This window comes from Pannonibacter anstelovis, assembly GCF_036881715.1.
Classification (GTDB): Bacteria; Pseudomonadota; Alphaproteobacteria; order Rhizobiales; family Stappiaceae; genus Pannonibacter; species Pannonibacter anstelovis.
In genome coordinates this window covers 73,107-92,082 of the sequence record NZ_JBAKBF010000005.1, presented here as the reverse complement: position 1 = coordinate 92,082, position 18,976 = coordinate 73,107, and the positions used below count along the sequence as shown (strand labels likewise).

Sequence of the window (18,976 nt, the reverse complement as noted above, 5' to 3'; positions counted from 1 at the left end):
CGCGTCTCCATGCCTTGCAGGGTGGCCGCATGACCGGCTTCCTGCTGCGCCGGTTCGTGAGCCTGTGCCTGACGCTGCTGGCGGCGGCGCTGGCGGTGTTTCTGATCCTGGAAGTCATTCCCGGTGACCCGGCCCAGCTGATGCTGGGCGTGGAGGCGCGGCCCGACACGCTGGAGGCCCTGCGCAACCAGATGGGGCTCGACCGCCCGGCGGCGGAACGTTTCCTGCTCTGGATTGCGGGACTTCTGCAAGGGGATCTGGGCATCAGCTACACCTATTCGGTGCCCGTGCGTGATCTGGTGGCCGCCCGGCTGCCAGTGACGCTGCCGCTCGCGCTCATTGCCCTGCTGCTGACCATCGTGATTGCTATCCCAGCCGGTGTCTGGGCGGCGAGCCGCCGGGGCCGGACCGCAGACACTGGTATCATGGCGCTGACGCAGGTGGGCGTGGCCGTACCGAACTTCTGGTTTGCCATGCTGCTCGTCTATGTGTTTGCGGTCAGCTTGCGGCTGCTGCCCTCCGGCGGCTTTCCGGGGTGGGACAAGGGAATTGGCGCGGCATTGGCAGCATTGATCATGCCGGCCGTAGCACTCGCCCTGCCGCAAGCGGCGATTCTGGCCCGGATCATGCGCTCGGCGCTGGTCGACACGCTGCATGAGGATTACATCCGTACCGCCCGTGCCAAGGGGCTGACAGAAGGCGCCGCTCTGTGGGGCCATGCGCTGCGCAATGCGATGATCCCGGTCCTGACGATCCTTGGCCTGCAGCTGTCATTTCTGGTGACAGGAACGATCGTCATCGAAAATGTCTTCTACCTGCCGGGGCTTGGGCGGTTGATCTTTCAGGCCATCACCCAGCGCGATCTGATCGTCGTCAAAAGCGTCGTGGTGCTGATGGTCGGCTTCGTCATCTTCGTCACTTTCCTCGTGGATGCGGCCTATGCGCTGGCGGACCCGCGGCTGCGGCGGAGGGCAGCGTGAACAGACGGCATCTTTCCTTCGCACTCGGCCTTGCGCTGACGCTGTTGTTCCTCGGGGCGGCACTGCTGTCATTGGTGTGGACGCCGCATGACATTGCCACCTTCAAGGTGTCCGCCAAGCTGCAGGGCCCCAGCCTCACCTACTGGCTCGGCACGGATCACTATGGCCGCGACCTGCTGTCGATGCTGATGGTGGGCGCACGCACATCGATTGCCGTAGCTCTTGTTGCTGTGGGCATCGGCATGGCAATCGGCATACCGCTGGGCCTGTGGGCGGCGAACCGGCGGGGACTGATGGACGAAGCGATCATGCGCTTCAACGATCTGGTCTTTGCCTTTCCGGCCCTGCTCTCGGCGGTGCTGATCACGGCACTGGCCGGCCCCGGTGCCTTCAACGCCATTCTGGCCATCGGCCTGTTCAACATCCCCGTCTTCGCCCGTGTGGCGCGTGGAGCGGCGCTTGCCCTCTCCTCTCGCGAATATCTGATGGCTGCCCGGGTGGCAGGAAAAGGCGAAGTGCGGGTGACGGTGGAACATGTGCTGCCGAATATCGCCAACATGCTGATCGTGCAGGCAACCATCCAGTTCTCCCTCGGTATCCTAGCCGAGGCGTCGCTCTCCTACATCGGCCTTGGCGCCCAGCCGCCGCTGACGAGCTGGGGGCGGATGCTGAACGAGGCGCAGACGATGATGGCCTTTGCCCCGCAACTGGCGCTTTACCCCGGCCTTGCGATCGTGCTGACGGTGATGGGGCTTAACCTGATGGGGGATGGCCTGCGCGACCTGACCGACCCGAAACTCCGGGGGCGCCCATGAGCGCGCCGCTGCTGACGATCAACAACCTGTCGCTGGACATTGGTTCCCGGCAGATCATCCGTGATCTCAGCCTCGAGATCAGCGCGGGCGAAGTGCTGGGGCTGGTAGGGGAAAGCGGATCGGGCAAGTCACTCACCGCGCTCTCGATCCTGCGTCTGCTGCCGCACCGGGCGAAGCTCTCCGGATCCATCCGCCTGGACGGCGAGGAATTGGCAGACAAGAGCGAGGCGGCCATGTGCACCTTGCGCGGCAATGTCGTTTCCATGGTGTTCCAGGAGCCGATGACCGCGCTTAATCCGGTGAAGACCATCGGCACACAAGTGGCAGAAAGCCTTGTGGTGCATGGCAAGGCCAGCCGGACCGAAGCGGAGCGGGAGGCGTCGCTGCTGCTGGACCGGGTGGGCCTGGCGCGCGCGCACGTCTCCCCCGACCGGTTTCCGCATGAACTGTCAGGCGGGCAGCGCCAGCGCGTGGTCATCGCCATGGCCATCGCCTGCCGCCCGAAGCTTCTGATCGCCGACGAGCCGACAACAGCCCTTGATGTGACTGTTCAGGCGCAGATCCTTGATCTGCTGAAGGAAATCGTTGACCGGGACAAGATTGCGCTGCTGCTGATCAGCCATGATCTGGCCGTGGTGGCCGACATGGCCGCCCGTATCGCCATCATGAAGGACGGGGAACTGGTGGAGGAAGGCCCCACCAGCCAGCTGCTGCGCGGTTTCAATGCCCCCTATTCCCGCCGCCTGCTCGCGGCATCAAGCCATATGCCGAAGCGGATTGCGGCCAGCCCGGCTGTCGCCGGCCGCCAGCAGACAGCGGCAAAGCCCCTGCTGAAGGTGGACCGGCTGACGGTTGATTATCCCATTCCCGGCGCCAGCTTCCTCTCCCGTCTCACAGGACGAGGCGGACGGTTCAGGGCGGTCGATGGTGTCAGCCTTGAAGTCAGGGAAGGTGAAAGCGTCGGACTGGTGGGCGAATCCGGCTGCGGCAAGTCTACATTGGCGCGGACCCTTCTCGGCCTGCAGAAACCCTCCGGCGGTATGATCCAGATTGATGGCGAGGCGCCGCATGAGGCGCGGGGCGAGGCCATGCGGGCACTGCGGCGCAAGGTGCAGGTGGTGTTTCAGGACCCCTATGGCAGCTTTGATCCGCGCCAGACGGTGGAGCAGGCGATTGCCGAGCCACTGCATCTTTATCCCGATCTGAAGCCCGCGCAAAAGAGGCGGCGGGTGGCGGATTCGCTGGTATCCGTTGGCCTCACACCCGAAGACGGGAAGAAATACCCGCATGAGTTCTCAGGCGGACAGCGCCAGCGCATCGGCATCGCCCGGGCACTGGTGACGGAACCGAAGCTCATCATCGCAGACGAGCCTGTGTCGGCGCTGGACGTATCGATCCGGGCGCAGGTGCTGGATCTTTTCGCCAGTCTGCAGGACCGCCTGGGCTTGAGCTATCTCTTCATCTCGCATGACCTGACGGTGGTGCGGGCGATCACCGACCGGGTTCTGGTGATGAACGGGGGGGAAGTGGTTGAGGAAGGACAGACCGCATCCGTGCTGACGCGGCCATCCCATCCCTACACCAAACTGCTGGTGGCCTCTGCTCCGGACCTCGACGCCATCCTGCGGCGGCGCGAGGCAGAGGAAAGCACCGTCACTTGATGGGCTTGATCAGGCGCATGCGCCAGGTGACGCCCTTCTTGTCCGAAACCAGCCGGTAATCATCCAGCACCTGCCAGCGGCTGGAATCATCCGTGGCTTCCCAGAGGCGGGCGATGAGCTTGTTCGCACCGGACTCGGGCCGCTTCGGAGAATACATCGACAGGGCGATGATCCCATCCTCCGCCAAGAACGGCACATAGCGGGAGACAACGGCCGCCGGATCATCGGCGAAATGCAGCACCTCGTTGAAGACAACGGCGCTGTAGCGCTCGCCCTCATTCGGAGCAAAGCTGTGCATGTCGCCCGCGCGAAGTGAAGCGATCGACGGATCGACATTGGCGATTTCCAGCGCGCGCGGAGCAAGGTCCACGCCGGTGTAATGCTTGAGGCCGAGCGGGGCGAGGCGCTCATACAAGAGGCCTTCGCCGCAGCCGATGTCCAGTACCCGGTCAAAGGCGTTGTTCAGCAGGAGCCACATGCCGATGATGCCGTAGCGCCCGCTTTCTGGAAGATCACGCAGGAAGGCCCAGCGGCCGGCCTCGTATTCCTCGTCCCAGCCTTCTGCTGTGGTGGCATTCTTCGACATATCAAAACTCCTGTGCCAGGGCTTTCGGCGCGGATGCGTCAAGCTCTGGAATCCTCGAGCGCCAGATGCGCTCTTTCTCTCATGCGCTTCACTTATAGGGGTCGGCGGCGTCGCGCAAACCATCTCCAAGGAAATTGAACGCAAGGACAACAATGATGATCGGGATGATCGGCGCCATCAGCCAGGGATAGACCGTCACAACCGAGATGTTCTGCGCCTCGTTGAGCAGCACACCCCAGGAGACAGCCGGACGGCGCAGGCCCAGATTGAGGAAGGACAGCGCTGTTTCACCCAGGATCATGCCCGGAATGGACAGGGTGGCCGAGGCGATGATGTGGCTGGTGAAGCCGGGAAGCAGATGCCTGCGGATAACGCGGGACGGCCTTGCGCCCATCAGCAATGCCGCCTGCGCATATTCCTCCTCGCGCAGGGACAGGAGCTTGGAGCGCACCGCACGGGCAAGTCCCGGCCAGTCGAGCAGCCCCAGAATGATGGTGATGCCGAAATAGATCCAGACCGGATTCCACGTCACCGGCAAAGCGGCGGAAAGTGCCATCCACAGCGGCAGCTCCGGCAGAGAGCGCATGATCTCGATCACACGCTGAATGGCGCTATCGAGGAACCCGCCGAAATAACCGGCAATACCCCCGAAGAAGAGCCCAAGGGCAATGGAGATGGCAACGCCAACGAGGCCGACCGTCAGCGACAGCCTTGCCCCATAGACGAGACCGGAGAACTGGTCACGGCCAAGACGGTCGGTGCCCAGAAGATAGAAGGTGCCATCAGCAGGCGCGCAGACAAGACGGAAGCTGGCGTCGAACAGGCCCCAGAACTGATAGGTGCTGCCACGGCAGAAGAAGCGCAGGTGCTTCGGCGTGCTTCTGTCTTCGGTGTAGATCCAGCTCAGGTTCTCCATGTCGACCTCAGCCTTGAGGTCATAGACGAAGGGCGTGGTCAGGCTGCCCTCATGGAAGATGCGCACCATCTGCGGAGGCGCATAGAGGTGCTGGGAATCGCGCTCCGACGGCTTGTAGGGCGCAATCACCTCGGCAAAGGGCACGCAGAGATAAAAAAGAAGCAGGATGACGCCGGACCACAGGGCGAGTTTGTGGCGGCGGAACTTCCACCACATGATCTGCCACTGGGAGGCCTGGAAATAGCGTTCCTGCTCCGGGGTCAGGGCTTTGCTTTCGCGGGGATTGAAGGGGGCATCGTCAACGAAATGCCCCTCGTCACGATCGGTTGCACTCATGCGCCGGCCCTCCCGCCCAGACGGATGCGCGGATCAAGGACCGCAAGAAGAAGATCGGATACCAGCATGCCCAGCAATGTCAGCACAGCAACGAAGAGCAGAATGAAGCCGGCGAGGAACTGATCCTGCGATTGCAGCGCCGACAAGAGAACCGGTCCGACTGTAGGCAGATTGAGCACCACGGAAACAATGACCGAGCCGGAGACGAGCGACGGGATCAGGTTGCCAATGTCGGAAATGAACGGGTTCAGCGCCATGCGCAGCGGATATTTCACAAGTGCCTTGCCTTCGCTAAGGCCCTTGGCGCGGGCGGTGGTGACATATTGCTTGTGCAGTTCATCCAGCAGGTTGGCCCTGAGGCGGCGGATCATCGCGGCCGTGCCTGAGGTGCCGATAACGATTGTCGGCACGATCAGATGCGCCATGACGGACATGGTCTTGTCCATGCTCCACGGTTGGCCGATGTACTTCGGGTCCATCAGGCCTCCGATCGACAGGCCGAACCATTGATTGAAGAAATAGAGCAGGATCAGCCCCAGCAGAAAATTGGGGGTCGCAAGGCCGAGATAGCCCAGCAGGGTGAAGCCGTAGTCCCCCCAGGAATACTGGCGTGTTGCCGAGTAGATGCCGATCGGGAAGGACACGACATAGACGAAGAGGATGGTGGCAGCATTCAGGATCAGGGTCAGCGGCAGGGTCGGCCCCACCACTTCTGACACCGGCTTTTCAAACTCGAAGGACCAGCCCCAGTTGCCCTGGAGCAGACCGTCGAAGCCGTGCGGCCCTGGCCAGGCACCGATCCAGACGAGGTACCGCTCGAAGAACGGCCGGTCCATGGCAAATTCGGAGCGCAGGAACTCCAGCTTGGCAATGGAGGATGCTTCGCCGGTGGAACGCAGCATGGCGATCTGGTTGGAGATGTAATCACCCGCCGGCAGTTCGATGATGAAGAAGATCAGCAGGCTGATCACAAAGAGCGTCGGGATCATCGTCAGGACCCGGCGCAGGATGTAGACAAACATCAGAGCCCCTCTCTCTGCCCGGCGCGAATGGCGCACACCTGCTCAAGCAACAGGAAAGTCATTCTCTCTCACGCCCCCTCAACGCTGACCGGACAGCCAGAACTCGTCCATGCGGTGAAGCCCGAACTGGGAACCCGGGTCCCAGCCGTAGATGGCTTCTTCCGGCACGTTTTCGACGTCCTTGACCACCACCGGCTGCCGCACCTGCGAGACCAGTCCGATGCGAATGGTCTCGTCTGCGTGGATCTGAAGAATCTGGTGCCAGATCTCATCGCGCTGTTCCGGCGAGATGGAGGTGAGCCAGGCTTCGTAAAGTTGCATCAGCCTTACAGCAGGCTCCCAGTCAGGCTTTTCACCGCTCTTGCCGCCAGTCTCGTAGTAGTCGCCCCATGACGGCCAGGACAGCCAGTCGACGCGGGAGGGCACGAGTTCGGTGGGCGGCATTTCCGACGTCGGAATGCCATTGTCGAGACCGGACCATACAGCCATGACGAGATCGCCCGAAATCGCCCTGTCGCGCATGGTGTCGCGCTGGCTTGGCTTGACGAAAAGTTTCACGCCGATCTCCCGCCAGGTCTCGCCCACCAGTTCCAGCGCATCAGATTCCGTCTGGCTTTCGCCCGAAGTCTCCACGATGATTTCCAAGGGGCGGCCATCCGGCATGAGACGGATGCCATCACCACGCCGCTTGGCAAGGCCCATCTCATCCAGAAGCGCGTTGGCCTTGTCCGGATCAAAGCCCGCCCAGCGGGTACGGTACTCAGCCCGGTAGAGCGGGCTGATGTCGATGACCGTGTCATTGCCCGGCACAGCCAGGCCAAAGTAGAGCACCCGGTTGATCATTTCCCGGTCGATGCCCAAAGACAGGGCATGGCGGAAACGGGTGTCCCGCAGAAGTGCGCGCCACACCGGATCCTTTACCGTCAGGTTCGGCAGGATCGAAATTTCCGCACCCTTTGAAATCGGCCAGAGAAGCGTCTTGTAGCCGTGGTTCTTCTCACCTTTCTTGAGGACGGTGATGTCAGCGAAGGACAGGTTACGGGCCTGAAGGTTGGCATCCCCCGCCTGGGTCTTGGCCGGGATCAACTTGCCGTCAGCCACGGTCATGATCACCCGGTCCACGTAGGGCAGCTGCTGCCCGGTGCTGTCCACCCTGTGATAATAGGGATTGCGCACCAGCACGAACCTCTGGTCGCTCTCCGCCGTAATCCGGACCCAAGGCTGCAGCGAGGGAAGATCCGGATTGCCGGCGTTGTACATGTCATCCAGCTTGTTGTGCAGCGCAGCCCAGCTCCTGGCTTTCTGTGCCGAAGCTGCCCGCTCGATGATGGCCGGATCACCATAGCGCGCGTGATACTGCTTCAGATAATGAGCAGGGCGGTAGATGAACGGAGGGCGGGACAGCGCCAGTTCCGGCAGAAACAGCGGATTGGGGCTCTCCCAACTGTAGCGGACAGTCGTCTCGTCCAGCACCTCGAACACGGGGCCCTTGCCGCCCGCCAGCAGGAACGGCGGCAGACCGGCGGGTGTCAGCTCCGGATTGCTGGCCACGTCCTCGAAGAAGTAACGGAAGTCCTCGGACGTAAACGGCTTGCCGTCAGACCACTTGTGGCCCTTGCGCAGATGCAGCGTGAAGATGCGCCCGTCCACCACTTCGACATCCTTGAGTATGTCAGGAACGAGCTCAAGCTTCTCGTTGTAGCCAACAAGCCGGGCATAGCCCCACACGTTGATCAGGCGCACATCGCGCGCCCGGCCAATGAGCGTATTGATATCCCCGCCCGGCACTCCGGTCTTGCGGCCACTGGCCTCCAGATCCACGATCAGCGGCTCTTGCGGCACGCGCTCGCTGACCGGCGGCGGATTGATGAAACCAAGCTGCTCAAGACCTTCGGTTTCCTTCAGCTCCAGTGCAGATGCGGGAGACAGAAGCGAAACGGCGACAAGGCAGGCTGCGGCCACCCGCACACCTGCTGCCAGAATGTACCCGCTCATGCTGCGGTCTCCTTGAAGGGGGTGCCTGCGGCAAGGCCCGGGGCGCAAACCAGATGCTCGGGCGCCACTTCCACCAGCGTGGGCGCCATGCCGTCGCCAAGACGGTATGGTTCCGGCCAAGCGGAGGGGTCGGAGGCCCGCTGGGCGCCGAGAGCGGCAAAGTTCAGGGGAGAGTTCAGGTCAGGCTCCGGCACAGCGGCCAGGAGCGCCCGTGTGTAGGGATGCTGCGGATTGGAAATAATGTCCCTCGTCCGGCCAAGCTCAACCAGCCGCCCGCGGCACATGACGGCGATGCGGTCGGCGATGTAGTCGACGACAGCGAGATTGTGGCTGACGAAGAGATAGGTCAGGCCGAGATCGGCCTTCAGATCCTGCAGAAGGTTCAGCACCTGCGCCTGCACGGACACATCAAGCGCAGAGGTTGGCTCGTCGCAGAGAATGAACTCCGGTCCGAGTGCCAGAGCGCGGGCGATGCCAATGCGCTGGCGCTGGCCACCGGAGAAGGAGTGGGGATAGCGGCGCAAATAGCGCGGATCGAGACCGACAAGCTGGATCAGCTCGCGCACCCGTTCGGCCTGTTCCTTCGGCGTGCCGACCTTGTGGATCTGCAGCGGCTCGCTGAGGATCTCGTTGACCGTCATGCGCGGATTGAGCGAGGAGAACGGATCCTGGAAGATGAACTGTGCCCGGCGGCGGTAGTCCAGCAGTTCAGCACCGGAAAGCTCCGCCACATTGGCCGGTGTCTGGCCGCCGTGATACATGATCGAACCGCTGGACACAGGAATGGCCCGCAGAATTGCCTTGGCAAGGGTGGTCTTGCCGGAGCCGGACTCACCGACGATGCCGAGGCATTCCCCCTTGCGCACGGTCAGGTGGATATCGTCCAGCGCCTTGACCGTGCGCGGATTGCCCGAGAAGAAGCTGCCCTTGCGGGTGATGAAATCCTTGGAAACACCCTTGACCTCGATAAGCGGCTTGCCGGGCTCGAGGCTGGAGGCTGTACAGGCCGTCTTGCGGATGCCGGATGTATCCACGGCAATCGGGCGGATCGGCTGCAAACGCTCGGACTTGTCCATGTGGAAGCGCGGCACGGCATGAAGCAGCGCCTTGAGGTAGGGGTGGCCCGGCGCGGAAAAGAGCTGACTGGCCGTGCCTTTTTCCATGATGCGCCCGTGATAGATCACCACCACCTCGTCCGCCATGTTGGCAACGACGCCGAAATCATGGGTGATCATCAGCACGGACATCTGCAGCTCTGACTGCACTTCCTTGATGAGCTTAAGGATTTCGGCCTGGATCGTCACATCGAGAGCGGTCGTCGGCTCATCGGCAATCAGCAGCGCCGGGCGGCAAATCAGCGCCATGGCAATCATGGCGCGCTGGCGCAGGCCGCCGGACAGCTCGAAGGGATAATTGTCGAGCGCACGGGTGGGGTCCGGGAAATGTACAAGCCGCAGCATCTCACGCGTCAGCTCCCGCGCTTCGCCCGCCCCGCAATTGCGGTGCAGCCGCGCCGCTTCGCCGATCTGGTCGCCGATGGTGTGCAGCGGCGAAAGCGAAGTCATCGGCTCCTGGAAGATGATCGCAACCCGGTTGCCGCGCAGGTGGCGCATCTGCGGCCCCTTGCGGTCAAGCGCGGCAATATTCACCGGCTGGCTCTTGCCGGTGGGATCGCTCAACACCACTTCACCAGAAGTGACGCGGGCCGACGCGGGCAGAAGGCCCATGATCGTCTGGGAAACGACAGTCTTGCCGGAACCGGACTCGCCCACCAAGGCGACAGTCTTGTTCTGGGGAATGGCGAAAGAAATTCCGTCGACGGCGCGCGTAACGCCTTCGTCCGTATGGAAATCAACGGTCAGGCCGTTGATCGAGAGTACATTCACTCTGGTGTCCCTCCCCCAAGAGACAGTTGCTGCACACGAAGACCGCCCGCCTCATGGCATGCTTTACCCTGTCATACCTGTATTCATTACGGTATAGGGAAGTCATGCCGCTTCCGTGACGGCCATCACATGTCCAGCCTATCCGCACAGAATACCCGGCGGCAAGAGACAGGCGTTGATCTTCCGGAGAAATGCAGTGCTGACGGGGACTTATTCGGCGGCCGACGCGCCTTTGGCCGGCTGGGCAGCAAGAACCGGCCCGTGCAGGTCCAGTTTCCAGACTTCCACATCCCCGCTGCGGCCGCGCAGCTTCTGGTTTCCAACGCGCTCGACACAGGCCCCCTCAGGGAGCTGCCGGACGGTGGCGTTGCTGAGCAGAACGATCGCATCCTCCGTCCCGGCGAACTCACGCCCCAGCGACTGCAGCCTTTCGCAAACGTTCACCGCATCGCCGACAATCGTGTAGTTCCAGCGGTCCTGAGCCCCGACATTGCCGACCACGACCGGCCCGGAATGAAGGCCGACGCGCACACGAACCGGAACCAGCCCCTTTTCCCTGCGCTGCCGGTTCTGCTCCATGATTGCCTGCCCGATCTTCTGGGCGGTTCGAGCGGCCGCGAGGGCGTGATCCGCCCGCGCATCTGGAGCGCCCCAGAAGGCCATCATGCCATCGCCAATGAACTTGTCGACGGTACCGCCTTCCTCCTCCACGGCCGCAACCAGAATGGCGAAATGCTCATTCAGCATCGCCGCTGTCTCCGATGCCGTCAGGCTCTCGGACAGGGAGGTGAAGCCCATTATGTCCGTGAAGAGGATGCTCAATTCCGCCTCGCGCGCAAGCGCCGCCTGCTCCAGACCAATGCGCATGAGCTTGCGGAACAGGGAGCGCGGCACATAGGTGTTCATGGCCTTGAGGCCGATGACCATGGCATTGAACGCCAACGCCACCTGATCGACCTCCTTGACGCGACTCCTCGGCAGAGGCGTCACCTCATCCAGGGCAAGACGGCCCACATGCTCGGACTGGGCTGCCAGAAGCCGCAAAGGCCGGGCGACGCGGCGGCCAAGCCAGACCGCAATCAAGACGCCGATAACGATGGCTGCAATTCCCACAAGGGCGGAACCGGACACCCTTTGAATCTCCCGCGAGACGGATGTTGCGCGGAAGTACTGACCAATGATCCACGGCTCCGGACTGTAGCCCGTGACAGGCACCCGCATGACGATGAATTCCTGATCCGCCGCTTCCACGCCGAGCACCTCGATGCCAAGATCAGCAGCACGCTGGAAAGTGGGATAACGTTGACCCGCAGCAATGCCGGATAGCACAGGATCACCAAACTCCTCCAGGCTGGCTGGAGGCGCTTTAGCCGGGGCCGCACCGGTGATCAGCAGGTGCTGGTCGGAGTGCACCAGAACCTGCCCCTCGGATGTGACGACGAACGTCGTGGTATCAGGCCCTTCGTCCAGCGCCTTGACGGCTTCGCCGATGCTGGCAAGGGAGGTTGCCGCCGTCAGATAGCCGACAGTCTCCCCATCGTTCAGCAGAGGGACCGTCACATTGGCATAGACACCGGTTGGATGTGTGACCAGTTGCCCCCACACCGGGCGGGACGATGGCTCCAGACGTGGCAGACTGTCCGGTGCGCGGCCCGGAACGTCAGCGGCCTCCTTGAAAGGCCAGAGCTTGCCGTTGTCCGCCTTGAAAATACCAAATCTGTTGCCGCGCAGATCCCGGATGACGATCACGGAAATGCGCCCGTTGGCAGCGGCAGCGGCACTGAGATCGGCCAGCGTCTGGTCGCTGGGCTCAGGCTTCATCTTTCCCTCGTCAAAGAGCTGCTTGAGTGCAGTGGCAGCGTCCTCGACCTGATCCAGATGGCCTCGCACCTGCCGCTCCATGCTCTGGATGGTCAGGATTGCCTTATCATTGAGCAAGGAGAATGTGTTCTCGAAATTGGCCTTCACGGACATAAAGAGCACCAGCGCCATGCCTGAGGCCATCAAAAGCCCGAAGCTGAAGCTCACGATGCGGGTCAGCGCAAAATTACGCCGTCTGCCGCCGAAAATCCGGAAGATATTCAATTCCGCATCGTCCTCCAAAGACCTGTGGCACCTGCCCCGCTCTCAGCTTCCCTCACATCCTTGTCCCGCTTTGCAGGGCAATGCAAACGTGAAGGCGCCTATTCATTCTTCTCCCAGCCAATTTCAGCAAGCACCGACGCCGTGTGCTCGCCAAGGCCAGGCGCAGCCGTCTTGAGGGACAGCTCCGCGTTGCGGAAGCGGATGGGCGTGCGCACCGAAGGCACGGAACCGGCGGCGACATGCGTTGCCGGCAGCTCCACCTTGAGCTGGCGGTGCAGAACCTGCGGGTCCTCGAAGACATCCGCGACCGTGTTGATCGGACCGGCAGGCACGCCTGCCGTCTCAAGCGCAGCCAGAAGATCATCCCGCGTGAAGCGGGCCGTGAGCTCCGCCAGCTGCGGCACCAGAACATCGCGTCCGGCAACGCGGCCTGCGTTGGTGGCATAGGCCGGATCTGCCGCAAACTGCGGGCAGCCGAGGATACCGCACAGGCGCTGGAACTGGCCATCATTTCCGCACGCAATGATCAGATGCCCGTCACTGGAAGGGAAGACCTGATAGGGAACGATGTTGGGGTGAGCGTTGCCGAGACGGCGCGGTGCCTTCCCGGAGATGAAGTAATTCTCCGCCTGATTGGCAAGCACCGCCACCTGCGTGTCCAGAAGCGCCATGTCCACATGCTCGCCCTCACCGGTCATGTCGCGGCGGCGAAGCGCTGCCAGAATGCCGATGACGCCATAGACGCCGGTGAAGATGTCGGCAATTGCGACCCCGACCTTCTGCGGTTCACCATCCCGGTCTCCCGTGAGGTCCATGAGCCCGCCGGTGCCCTGGATCATGAAGTCATAGCCGGCCCGGTGGGCATAGGGCCCATCCTGGCCGAAGCCGGTGATGGAGCAATAGATCAGCCGCGGGTTGACTTCCTTGAGGCTGTCATAGTCCAGGCCGTATTTCACGAGGCCGCCGACCTTGAAGTTCTCGATAAGAATGTCAGCATCCTGCGCAAGGCGGCGCACCAGTGCCTGGCCCTCAGGCGTGGTAAAATCCGCCGTAATGGAGCGCTTGCCGCGGTTGCAGGCATGGTAATAGGCCGCATCGGACGGCTCACCATCTGCGCCGGTCAGGAAGGGAGGCCCCCACGTGCGGGTGTCGTCTCCGGCGGGACTTTCCACCTTGATCACATCCGCGCCGAGGTCTGCCAGCGTCTGCCCGGCCCAGGGGCCTGCCAGAATGCGTGCAAGTTCCAGTACCTTGAGGCCTTCGAGCGGTGCGCCCACGATGGAATCTCCTCATCAACGATTTCCGGCCCCTGCGTAGCGCCTTGGACGCATTGGCGCAATCACCACAATCTGCGGCCTGACAGATGCAAACCAGCAGCAGGCGGGGCCTTCGCTTTTTCACGGGGTTGCAAGCGGCCCCCGGGTCTGTTTGAACAGGCACTCAGCGAGCCTTCAGGAGTGCCCCATGTCATCGCAGGAAAACGCCATCATACGCCTCGAAGACTACCGGCCTCCTGCCTTCCAGATTCCCCGCATTTCACTGGACGTGCATCTGGCGCCGCATGACACGCGGATAACGGCCACGCTCGAGATAGAGCCTTCCGACCAGAATCGCAGTTCCCTCATTCTGGACGGCGATGGCCTGGCTCTGCTGGAAGTGCATCTGAATGGCGAGCGGCTGGACAGGGATAGCTATGAAGCTTCACCCAACCGTTTTGAATTGAAACAAGCGCCGCAGGCGCCCTTCACCCTGACTTTCGTGACCTGCCTCAATCCGGAGGCCAACAGTACGCTGATGGGGCTCTACCGGTCGTCCGGCACATACTGCACACAGTGCGAGGCCGAAGGCTTCCGCCGCATCACCTATTTCCTCGACCGGCCGGATGTGCTGAGCATCTACACCACCCGGATCGAAGCCAATGAGGCAGAGGCGCCGGTGCTGCTGGGGAACGGCAACCCGGTGGAGCACGGGCGGATCAAGGGCACCGGCCGCCACTATGCTGTGTGGCATGACCCGCACCCCAAGCCCGCCTATCTGTTTGCGCTGGTCGCCGGCAAGCTCGCCCGGCTCACGGAGACCTTCACCACCCGCTCGGGCCGTGCGGTGGAACTCGGCATCTATGTTGAGCCCGGCAAGGAGCACATGTGCGGCTGGGCCATGGACAGCCTGCGCCGTTCCATGATCTGGGACGAGGAGGTCTTCGGCCTCGAATATGACCTTGATGTCTTCAACATCGTTGCCGTCTCCGATTTCAACATGGGCGCGATGGAAAACAAGGGCCTCAATATCTTCAACGACAAATACGTTCTGGCCGATGAGGAAACGGCGACCGACCAGGACTATGCCCACGTGGAAGCCGTGATCGCGCACGAGTATTTCCACAACTGGACCGGCAACCGCATCACCTGCCGCGACTGGTTCCAGCTGTGCCTCAAGGAAGGGCTGACCGTGTTCCGCGATCAGGAGTTCAGCTCGGACATGCGCTCGCGCCCGGTGAAGCGCATCGCCGATGTACGGCTGCTGCGCTCACACCAGTTCCCGGAGGATGCAGGCCCCCTCGCCCACCCGGTACGGCCGCGCATCTACAAGGAAATCAACAACTTCTATACGGCGACTGTCTACGAAAAAGGCGCCGAAATCATCCGTATGCTCAAGACCCTGCTGGGGGCTGAGGCGTTCCGCAAAGGCTTTGACCTCTATGTGGAGCGGCATGATGGAACGGCTGCGACCATCGAGGAGTTCATTGCCTGCTTTGCCGAGGCTTCAGGGCGGGATCTGACGCAATTCGCCCGCTGGTACGACCATCCCGGCACGCCCCGCCTGCAGGCAGACGTTCATCATGATGCGCCTGCCGGACGCCTGACTTTGACCTTCACGCAGGAGCTGTCCAAGGCAGCGAAGGATGCCGGATGCGATGCCTTCGAAATTCCTGTCAGCTTCGGCCTCCTCGGACCCGATGGCACGGACCTGCCGCTGGAGCGGCGGGATGGCGGCCCGGAAGGCGTACTGGTGCTGACGGAACAGCGGCAGAGTTTCACCTTCGAAGGCATCTTCGAAAAGCCCCTGCCCTCGCTGCTGCGCGGCTTCTCTGCGCCGGTGAAGCTGGAGGCGGGGCTGACACCAGCCGGTCTGCTGATGATGCTGCGCAAGGACAGCGATCCCTTCAACCGCTGGCAGGCCGGACAGGATCTGGCAACGCGCGAACTGATGCGCCTTTACGAGGAGGCCCGCCGGGGTGGAACGCTCACCTGCGACATGGCTCTGGTGAATGCGCTGGGAGATGTTCTGGGCAATGAGGACCTGGACCATGCCTTCCGTGCGCAGATCCTGGCCCTGCCGGGCGAGGCAGACCTTGCCCGCGACATTGGCAGCAACGTGGATACGGACGCGATCCTTGCCGCACGCAAGACCTTGCGCCAGACCATCGGCCATCAGCATGGGGCACGTCTTGCAGAAATGGTTGCAAGGCTGGATGACGGCGGCCCCTTCCGCCCGGATGCAGCCAGCGCTGGACGGCGCGCCCTGAAAGGCCTGTGCCTGAGCTATGCCGCAGCTTCCGGGCTGCCAGAAGCTGCGGAGCTTGTGGCCCGTGCCGTGCGGAGCGCCAGCAACATGACCGACCGCCTGGCCGCCCTGACGGCCGCAGTTCACGAAGGGCTACCGGCGGCCGAAGAGGCGCTGCTCAGTTTCGAGGCGCGGCATGGGGGCCATGCGCTGGCGATGGACAAATGGTTCACCGTGCAGGCCACTCGGCCGCATCCTTCCGCACTGACAACCACCGACAGCCTAACCCACCATGCCGCCTTCGACTGGTTCAACCCCAACAGGGTGCGCGCGCTGATCGGCGCCTTCACCACCGGAAACCAGTCGCAATTTGCAAGGGCAGACGGGGCCGGATTCATTTTTGCCGCAGAGGCAATCAAGCGGCTGGACCCAAAGAATCCGCAGGTGGCCGCAAGGCTCTTGACGGTGTTCCGCTCGTGGAAGGCCTATGAGCCGGGCCGCGCGGCGCTTGCCGAAGCGGCGCTGAAGTCCATCGCGGCGCAGCCGGGCCTGTCGCGCGATTGCAGCGACATCGTGGAACGCTGCCTCGCCTGAACTGCACAAAAACCACACCGGAAGAGGTTAACGCCAGAGGTTTTGCCAAGCCCCTGGCGTTAACCATTTTTTTCATTTTGCATCTGGACAAACCATTAAAGCTGGATTCAAATGCAATTGATTCGGACGTAACCAATTACCGGATCAACGAAATTCACCACAATCGGGACCTTGCCGATGGCGCGGGCTTTTGCCGGCAGCGCGTCCATGCGACGCCTTGCCCAAATCACTGGATCCAACAAGGCCGCCAACTCCCTGACGGGGCATATCCGGCTTCTGGCGCAGCCGACCTATCAGCGGCTGCTGCGGACCGAACCCCTGTTCCGCCGCCTGATCCCGGCGCTTTGCCTCGTCTTCATTGCCAGCCTTGCGCTCTACCGCGTGCTGGAGCTGACATTCGCCTATCAGGAAACCGAGCAGCAGGCGCGCGACAAGATCGCGCTGATCGCCTCGGTCCTGTCGTCGCGGCTCGTCAGCGAGGAGAGCGCCATGCCGGAAGTGGGCTACCGGACCGCGCTGCAGCGCGTGCTGGCCGATGCCCTGCCGGCCGGCGCCACCAGCGAAGGCCGCCAGATCCTGCTGACCGATCCGGAAGGCCAGATCGTCGCCTCTTCCCCGATGCGTCCCGAGCTGGAAGGCACGATGATTGCCGACCTCTTCGGCCCTTCGCAGCCGCTGACGGTGTTTGGCGCCCGCGCCGGTGTGCTCACGATCAACAAGGGCAGCGACGAGGCCGCCCTGGCCACCGTGCACCATCTGGCCGGACGGCTGGGTATGGTTGCAGTGATGCAGCCCGAACATCAGCTTTTTGCTGGATGGCGCTCGGATGTATCGACCAACGTCACCCTTTTCGTCGGCACTTCGACGGTTCTGCTGGTGATGATCTACGGCTTCTTTGCGCAAGCCACCCGTGCCGAGCAGGCTGACGAAATCTACGCCGCCACCCGCAGCCGCATCGACACGGCCCTGACCCATGGCCGCTGCGGCCTGTTTGACTGGGACCTGTCGCGCGGCCGCATCTTTTGGTCTGCCTCGCTCTACCACTTGCTGGGCCGCGAGCCGAAGGACGACATCCTTGGCTTTGCCGAGATTTCGGACCTGACGCATCCGGAAGACATCAACCTCTACGCTCTGGCCGAAAGCCTGCTGGCGGATGGCGAGACGACGGTGGACCGCATGTTCCGCATGCGCCATGCCAATGGTTCCTGGGTGTGGCTGCGGGCCCGTGGCGAAGTCCAGACCGAGCCGGGCCGCCATGAGCCGCACCTGATCGGCATCTGCATCGACGTGACCGAGCAGCATCAGCTTGCCGAGCAGGGCCGCACCGCCGACCTGCGCCTGCGTGACGCCATCGAGACGATCTCCGAAGCCTTCGTGCTGTGGAACTCGGATAACGAGCTGGTGATCTGCAACTCGAACTACCAGTCGCTGCATAATCTGCCCGAAACGGTGGTGCGCCCCGGCACGCCCTACACGACCGTCATGGAAGCGGCGCGCAACTCGCACATCAAGACCGTGCCCTCCCTGCCCTCCACGCTGATCCCGGGCAGCAACACCGCCTATGAAGCGCAGCTGGATGATGGCCGCTGGCTGCAGATTTCCGAGCGGCGCACCAAGGACGGCGGCTTCGTCTCGGTGGGCACGGACATTACCCCGCTGAAGCGGCAGGAAGAGCGGCTGATGGAGAGCGAGCGGCGCCTGATGGCCACCGTTTCGGACCTGCGCAAGTCGCGCCAGACGCTGGAAATGCAGGCGCAGCAGCTGGTGGAACTGGCCGACAAATACGCCCAGGAAAAGACCAACGCGGAGAACGCCAACCGCGCCAAGTCCGAGTTCCTGGCCAATATCTCGCATGAACTGCGCACGCCGCTGAACGCCATCATCGGCTTCTCCGACATCATGGACAAGGCCATGTTCGGCCCCATCGGCTCGGAGCGCTACGCAGAATACTGCCGCGACATCTACGAAAGCGGCACCTACCTGCTGAACGTGATCAACGACATCCTCGACATGTCGAAGATCGAAGCTGGCCGCATGGACATGAGCATGACGCCCTTCGATGCCCAGTCGGTGATCGAAGAAGCCGTGCGCATCATCCGCGCTCCGGCACAGGAGAAGGACATCGAGGTCACCTGCGAAGTCGAGGACGGGCTCGATATCACCGCCGACCGCCGCGCCTTCAAGCAGGTGCTGTTGAACCTCCTGTCCAACGGCATCAAGTTCACGCCGGACCACGGCGAGGTGCGCCTCAAGGCCACGACTGCGGACGGGTTTGCCCGGATCGAAGTCACGGACACGGGCATCGGCATCCGCAAGTCGGACGTGGAACGCCTCGCCAAGCCATTCGTCCAGGTGGAGAACCAGTTCACCAAGACGCACAAGGGCTCGGGCCTCGGCCTCGCCATCGCCCGGTCGCTGATCGAAATGCAGGGCGGCGCCATGATGATCGACTCCGTTCCGGGTCAGGGCACCACTGTCTCCTTCACACTGCCTTTGACACAGGACGCCGTGGCGGCGTGAAGCAGGAACAGCTTCCTGAAACAAAAAAATCCCGGGATGCACCGAAGCGCATCCCGGGATTTTTTCTTCTTCGTTC

At 62.6% G+C, this 18,976-nt stretch carries 12 protein-coding genes; 5 read left to right on the top strand and 7 right to left on the bottom strand.

Annotated elements, in window-relative coordinates; translation table 11 throughout:
* Nucleotides 1-29 precede the first annotated feature (29 nt).
* Genes V6L75_RS09800 through V6L75_RS09790 form a run of 3 tightly spaced genes read left to right on the top strand, consistent with a single transcriptional unit; the run spans nt 30 to nt 3,456 of the window.
* Nucleotides 30-980 carry an ABC transporter permease gene (locus V6L75_RS09800; protein ID WP_334251331.1) on the top strand — a complete coding sequence of 317 codons (951 nt, stop codon included), beginning with the start codon at nt 30-32 and terminating at the stop codon, nt 978-980.
* The gene (locus tag V6L75_RS09795; RefSeq protein WP_334251330.1) at nt 977-1,795 is read left to right on the top strand and encodes an ABC transporter permease; all 819 of its coding nucleotides are present in this window, start codon (nt 977-979) and stop codon (nt 1,793-1,795) included. The genes V6L75_RS09800 and V6L75_RS09795 overlap by 4 nt, the downstream gene beginning before the upstream one ends.
* Entirely contained in the window at nt 1,792-3,456 is a 1,665-nt protein-coding gene (locus V6L75_RS09790; protein ID WP_334251329.1) for an ABC transporter ATP-binding protein, read from the top strand. The genes V6L75_RS09795 and V6L75_RS09790 overlap by 4 nt, the downstream gene beginning before the upstream one ends.
* Here the strand turns inward: V6L75_RS09790 and V6L75_RS09785 are convergent.
* The 7 genes from V6L75_RS09785 to V6L75_RS09755 all read right to left on the bottom strand — a co-directional run bounded on the left by V6L75_RS09785 (nt 3,449) and on the right by V6L75_RS09755 (nt 13,559).
* Nucleotides 3,449-4,042 carry a class I SAM-dependent methyltransferase gene (locus V6L75_RS09785; protein WP_334251328.1) on the bottom strand — a complete coding sequence of 198 codons (594 nt, stop codon included), beginning with the start codon at nt 4,040-4,042 and terminating at the stop codon, nt 3,449-3,451. The genes V6L75_RS09790 and V6L75_RS09785 overlap by 8 nt on opposite strands.
* 88 nt (nt 4,043-4,130) lie before the next feature.
* Nucleotides 4,131-5,294: an ABC transporter permease gene (locus tag V6L75_RS09780; protein WP_334251327.1), complete on the bottom strand. Its 1,164-nt coding sequence runs from the start codon at nt 5,292-5,294 to the stop codon at nt 4,131-4,133.
* On the bottom strand, nt 5,291-6,316 hold the full coding sequence (locus V6L75_RS09775) for an ABC transporter permease (protein WP_334251326.1): 1,026 nt from the start codon (nt 6,314-6,316) through the stop codon (nt 5,291-5,293). The genes V6L75_RS09780 and V6L75_RS09775 overlap by 4 nt, the downstream gene beginning before the upstream one ends.
* Before the next feature lie 78 nt (nt 6,317-6,394).
* A complete protein-coding gene (locus V6L75_RS09770; protein ID WP_334251325.1) occupies nt 6,395-8,311 on the bottom strand; it encodes an ABC transporter substrate-binding protein in 1,917 nt (638 codons plus the stop codon).
* Entirely contained in the window at nt 8,308-10,197 is a 1,890-nt protein-coding gene (locus V6L75_RS09765) for an ABC transporter ATP-binding protein (protein ID WP_334251324.1), read from the bottom strand. The genes V6L75_RS09770 and V6L75_RS09765 overlap by 4 nt, the downstream gene beginning before the upstream one ends.
* A gap of 210 nt (nt 10,198-10,407) precedes the next feature.
* Nucleotides 10,408-12,282, bottom strand: coding sequence for an adenylate/guanylate cyclase domain-containing protein (locus V6L75_RS09760; RefSeq protein ID WP_334251323.1), 1,875 nt, complete (start codon nt 12,280-12,282; stop codon nt 10,408-10,410).
* A 98-nt stretch (nt 12,283-12,380) separates the two neighbouring features.
* Nucleotides 12,381-13,559, bottom strand: a complete 1,179-nt coding sequence (locus tag V6L75_RS09755) for a CaiB/BaiF CoA transferase family protein (RefSeq protein ID WP_334251322.1) — start codon at nt 13,557-13,559, stop codon at nt 12,381-12,383.
* A gap of 187 nt (nt 13,560-13,746) precedes the next feature.
* Here V6L75_RS09755 and pepN point away from each other — a divergent pair, with 187 nt between their 5' ends.
* The gene (gene pepN, locus V6L75_RS09750) at nt 13,747-16,380 is read left to right on the top strand and encodes an aminopeptidase N (protein ID WP_334251321.1); all 2,634 of its coding nucleotides are present in this window, start codon (nt 13,747-13,749) and stop codon (nt 16,378-16,380) included.
* Nucleotides 16,381-16,587: 207 nt separating this feature from the next.
* Nucleotides 16,588-18,900, top strand: coding sequence for an ATP-binding protein (locus V6L75_RS09745; protein ID WP_334251320.1), 2,313 nt, complete (start codon nt 16,588-16,590; stop codon nt 18,898-18,900).
* Nucleotides 18,901-18,976 lie beyond the last annotated feature (76 nt).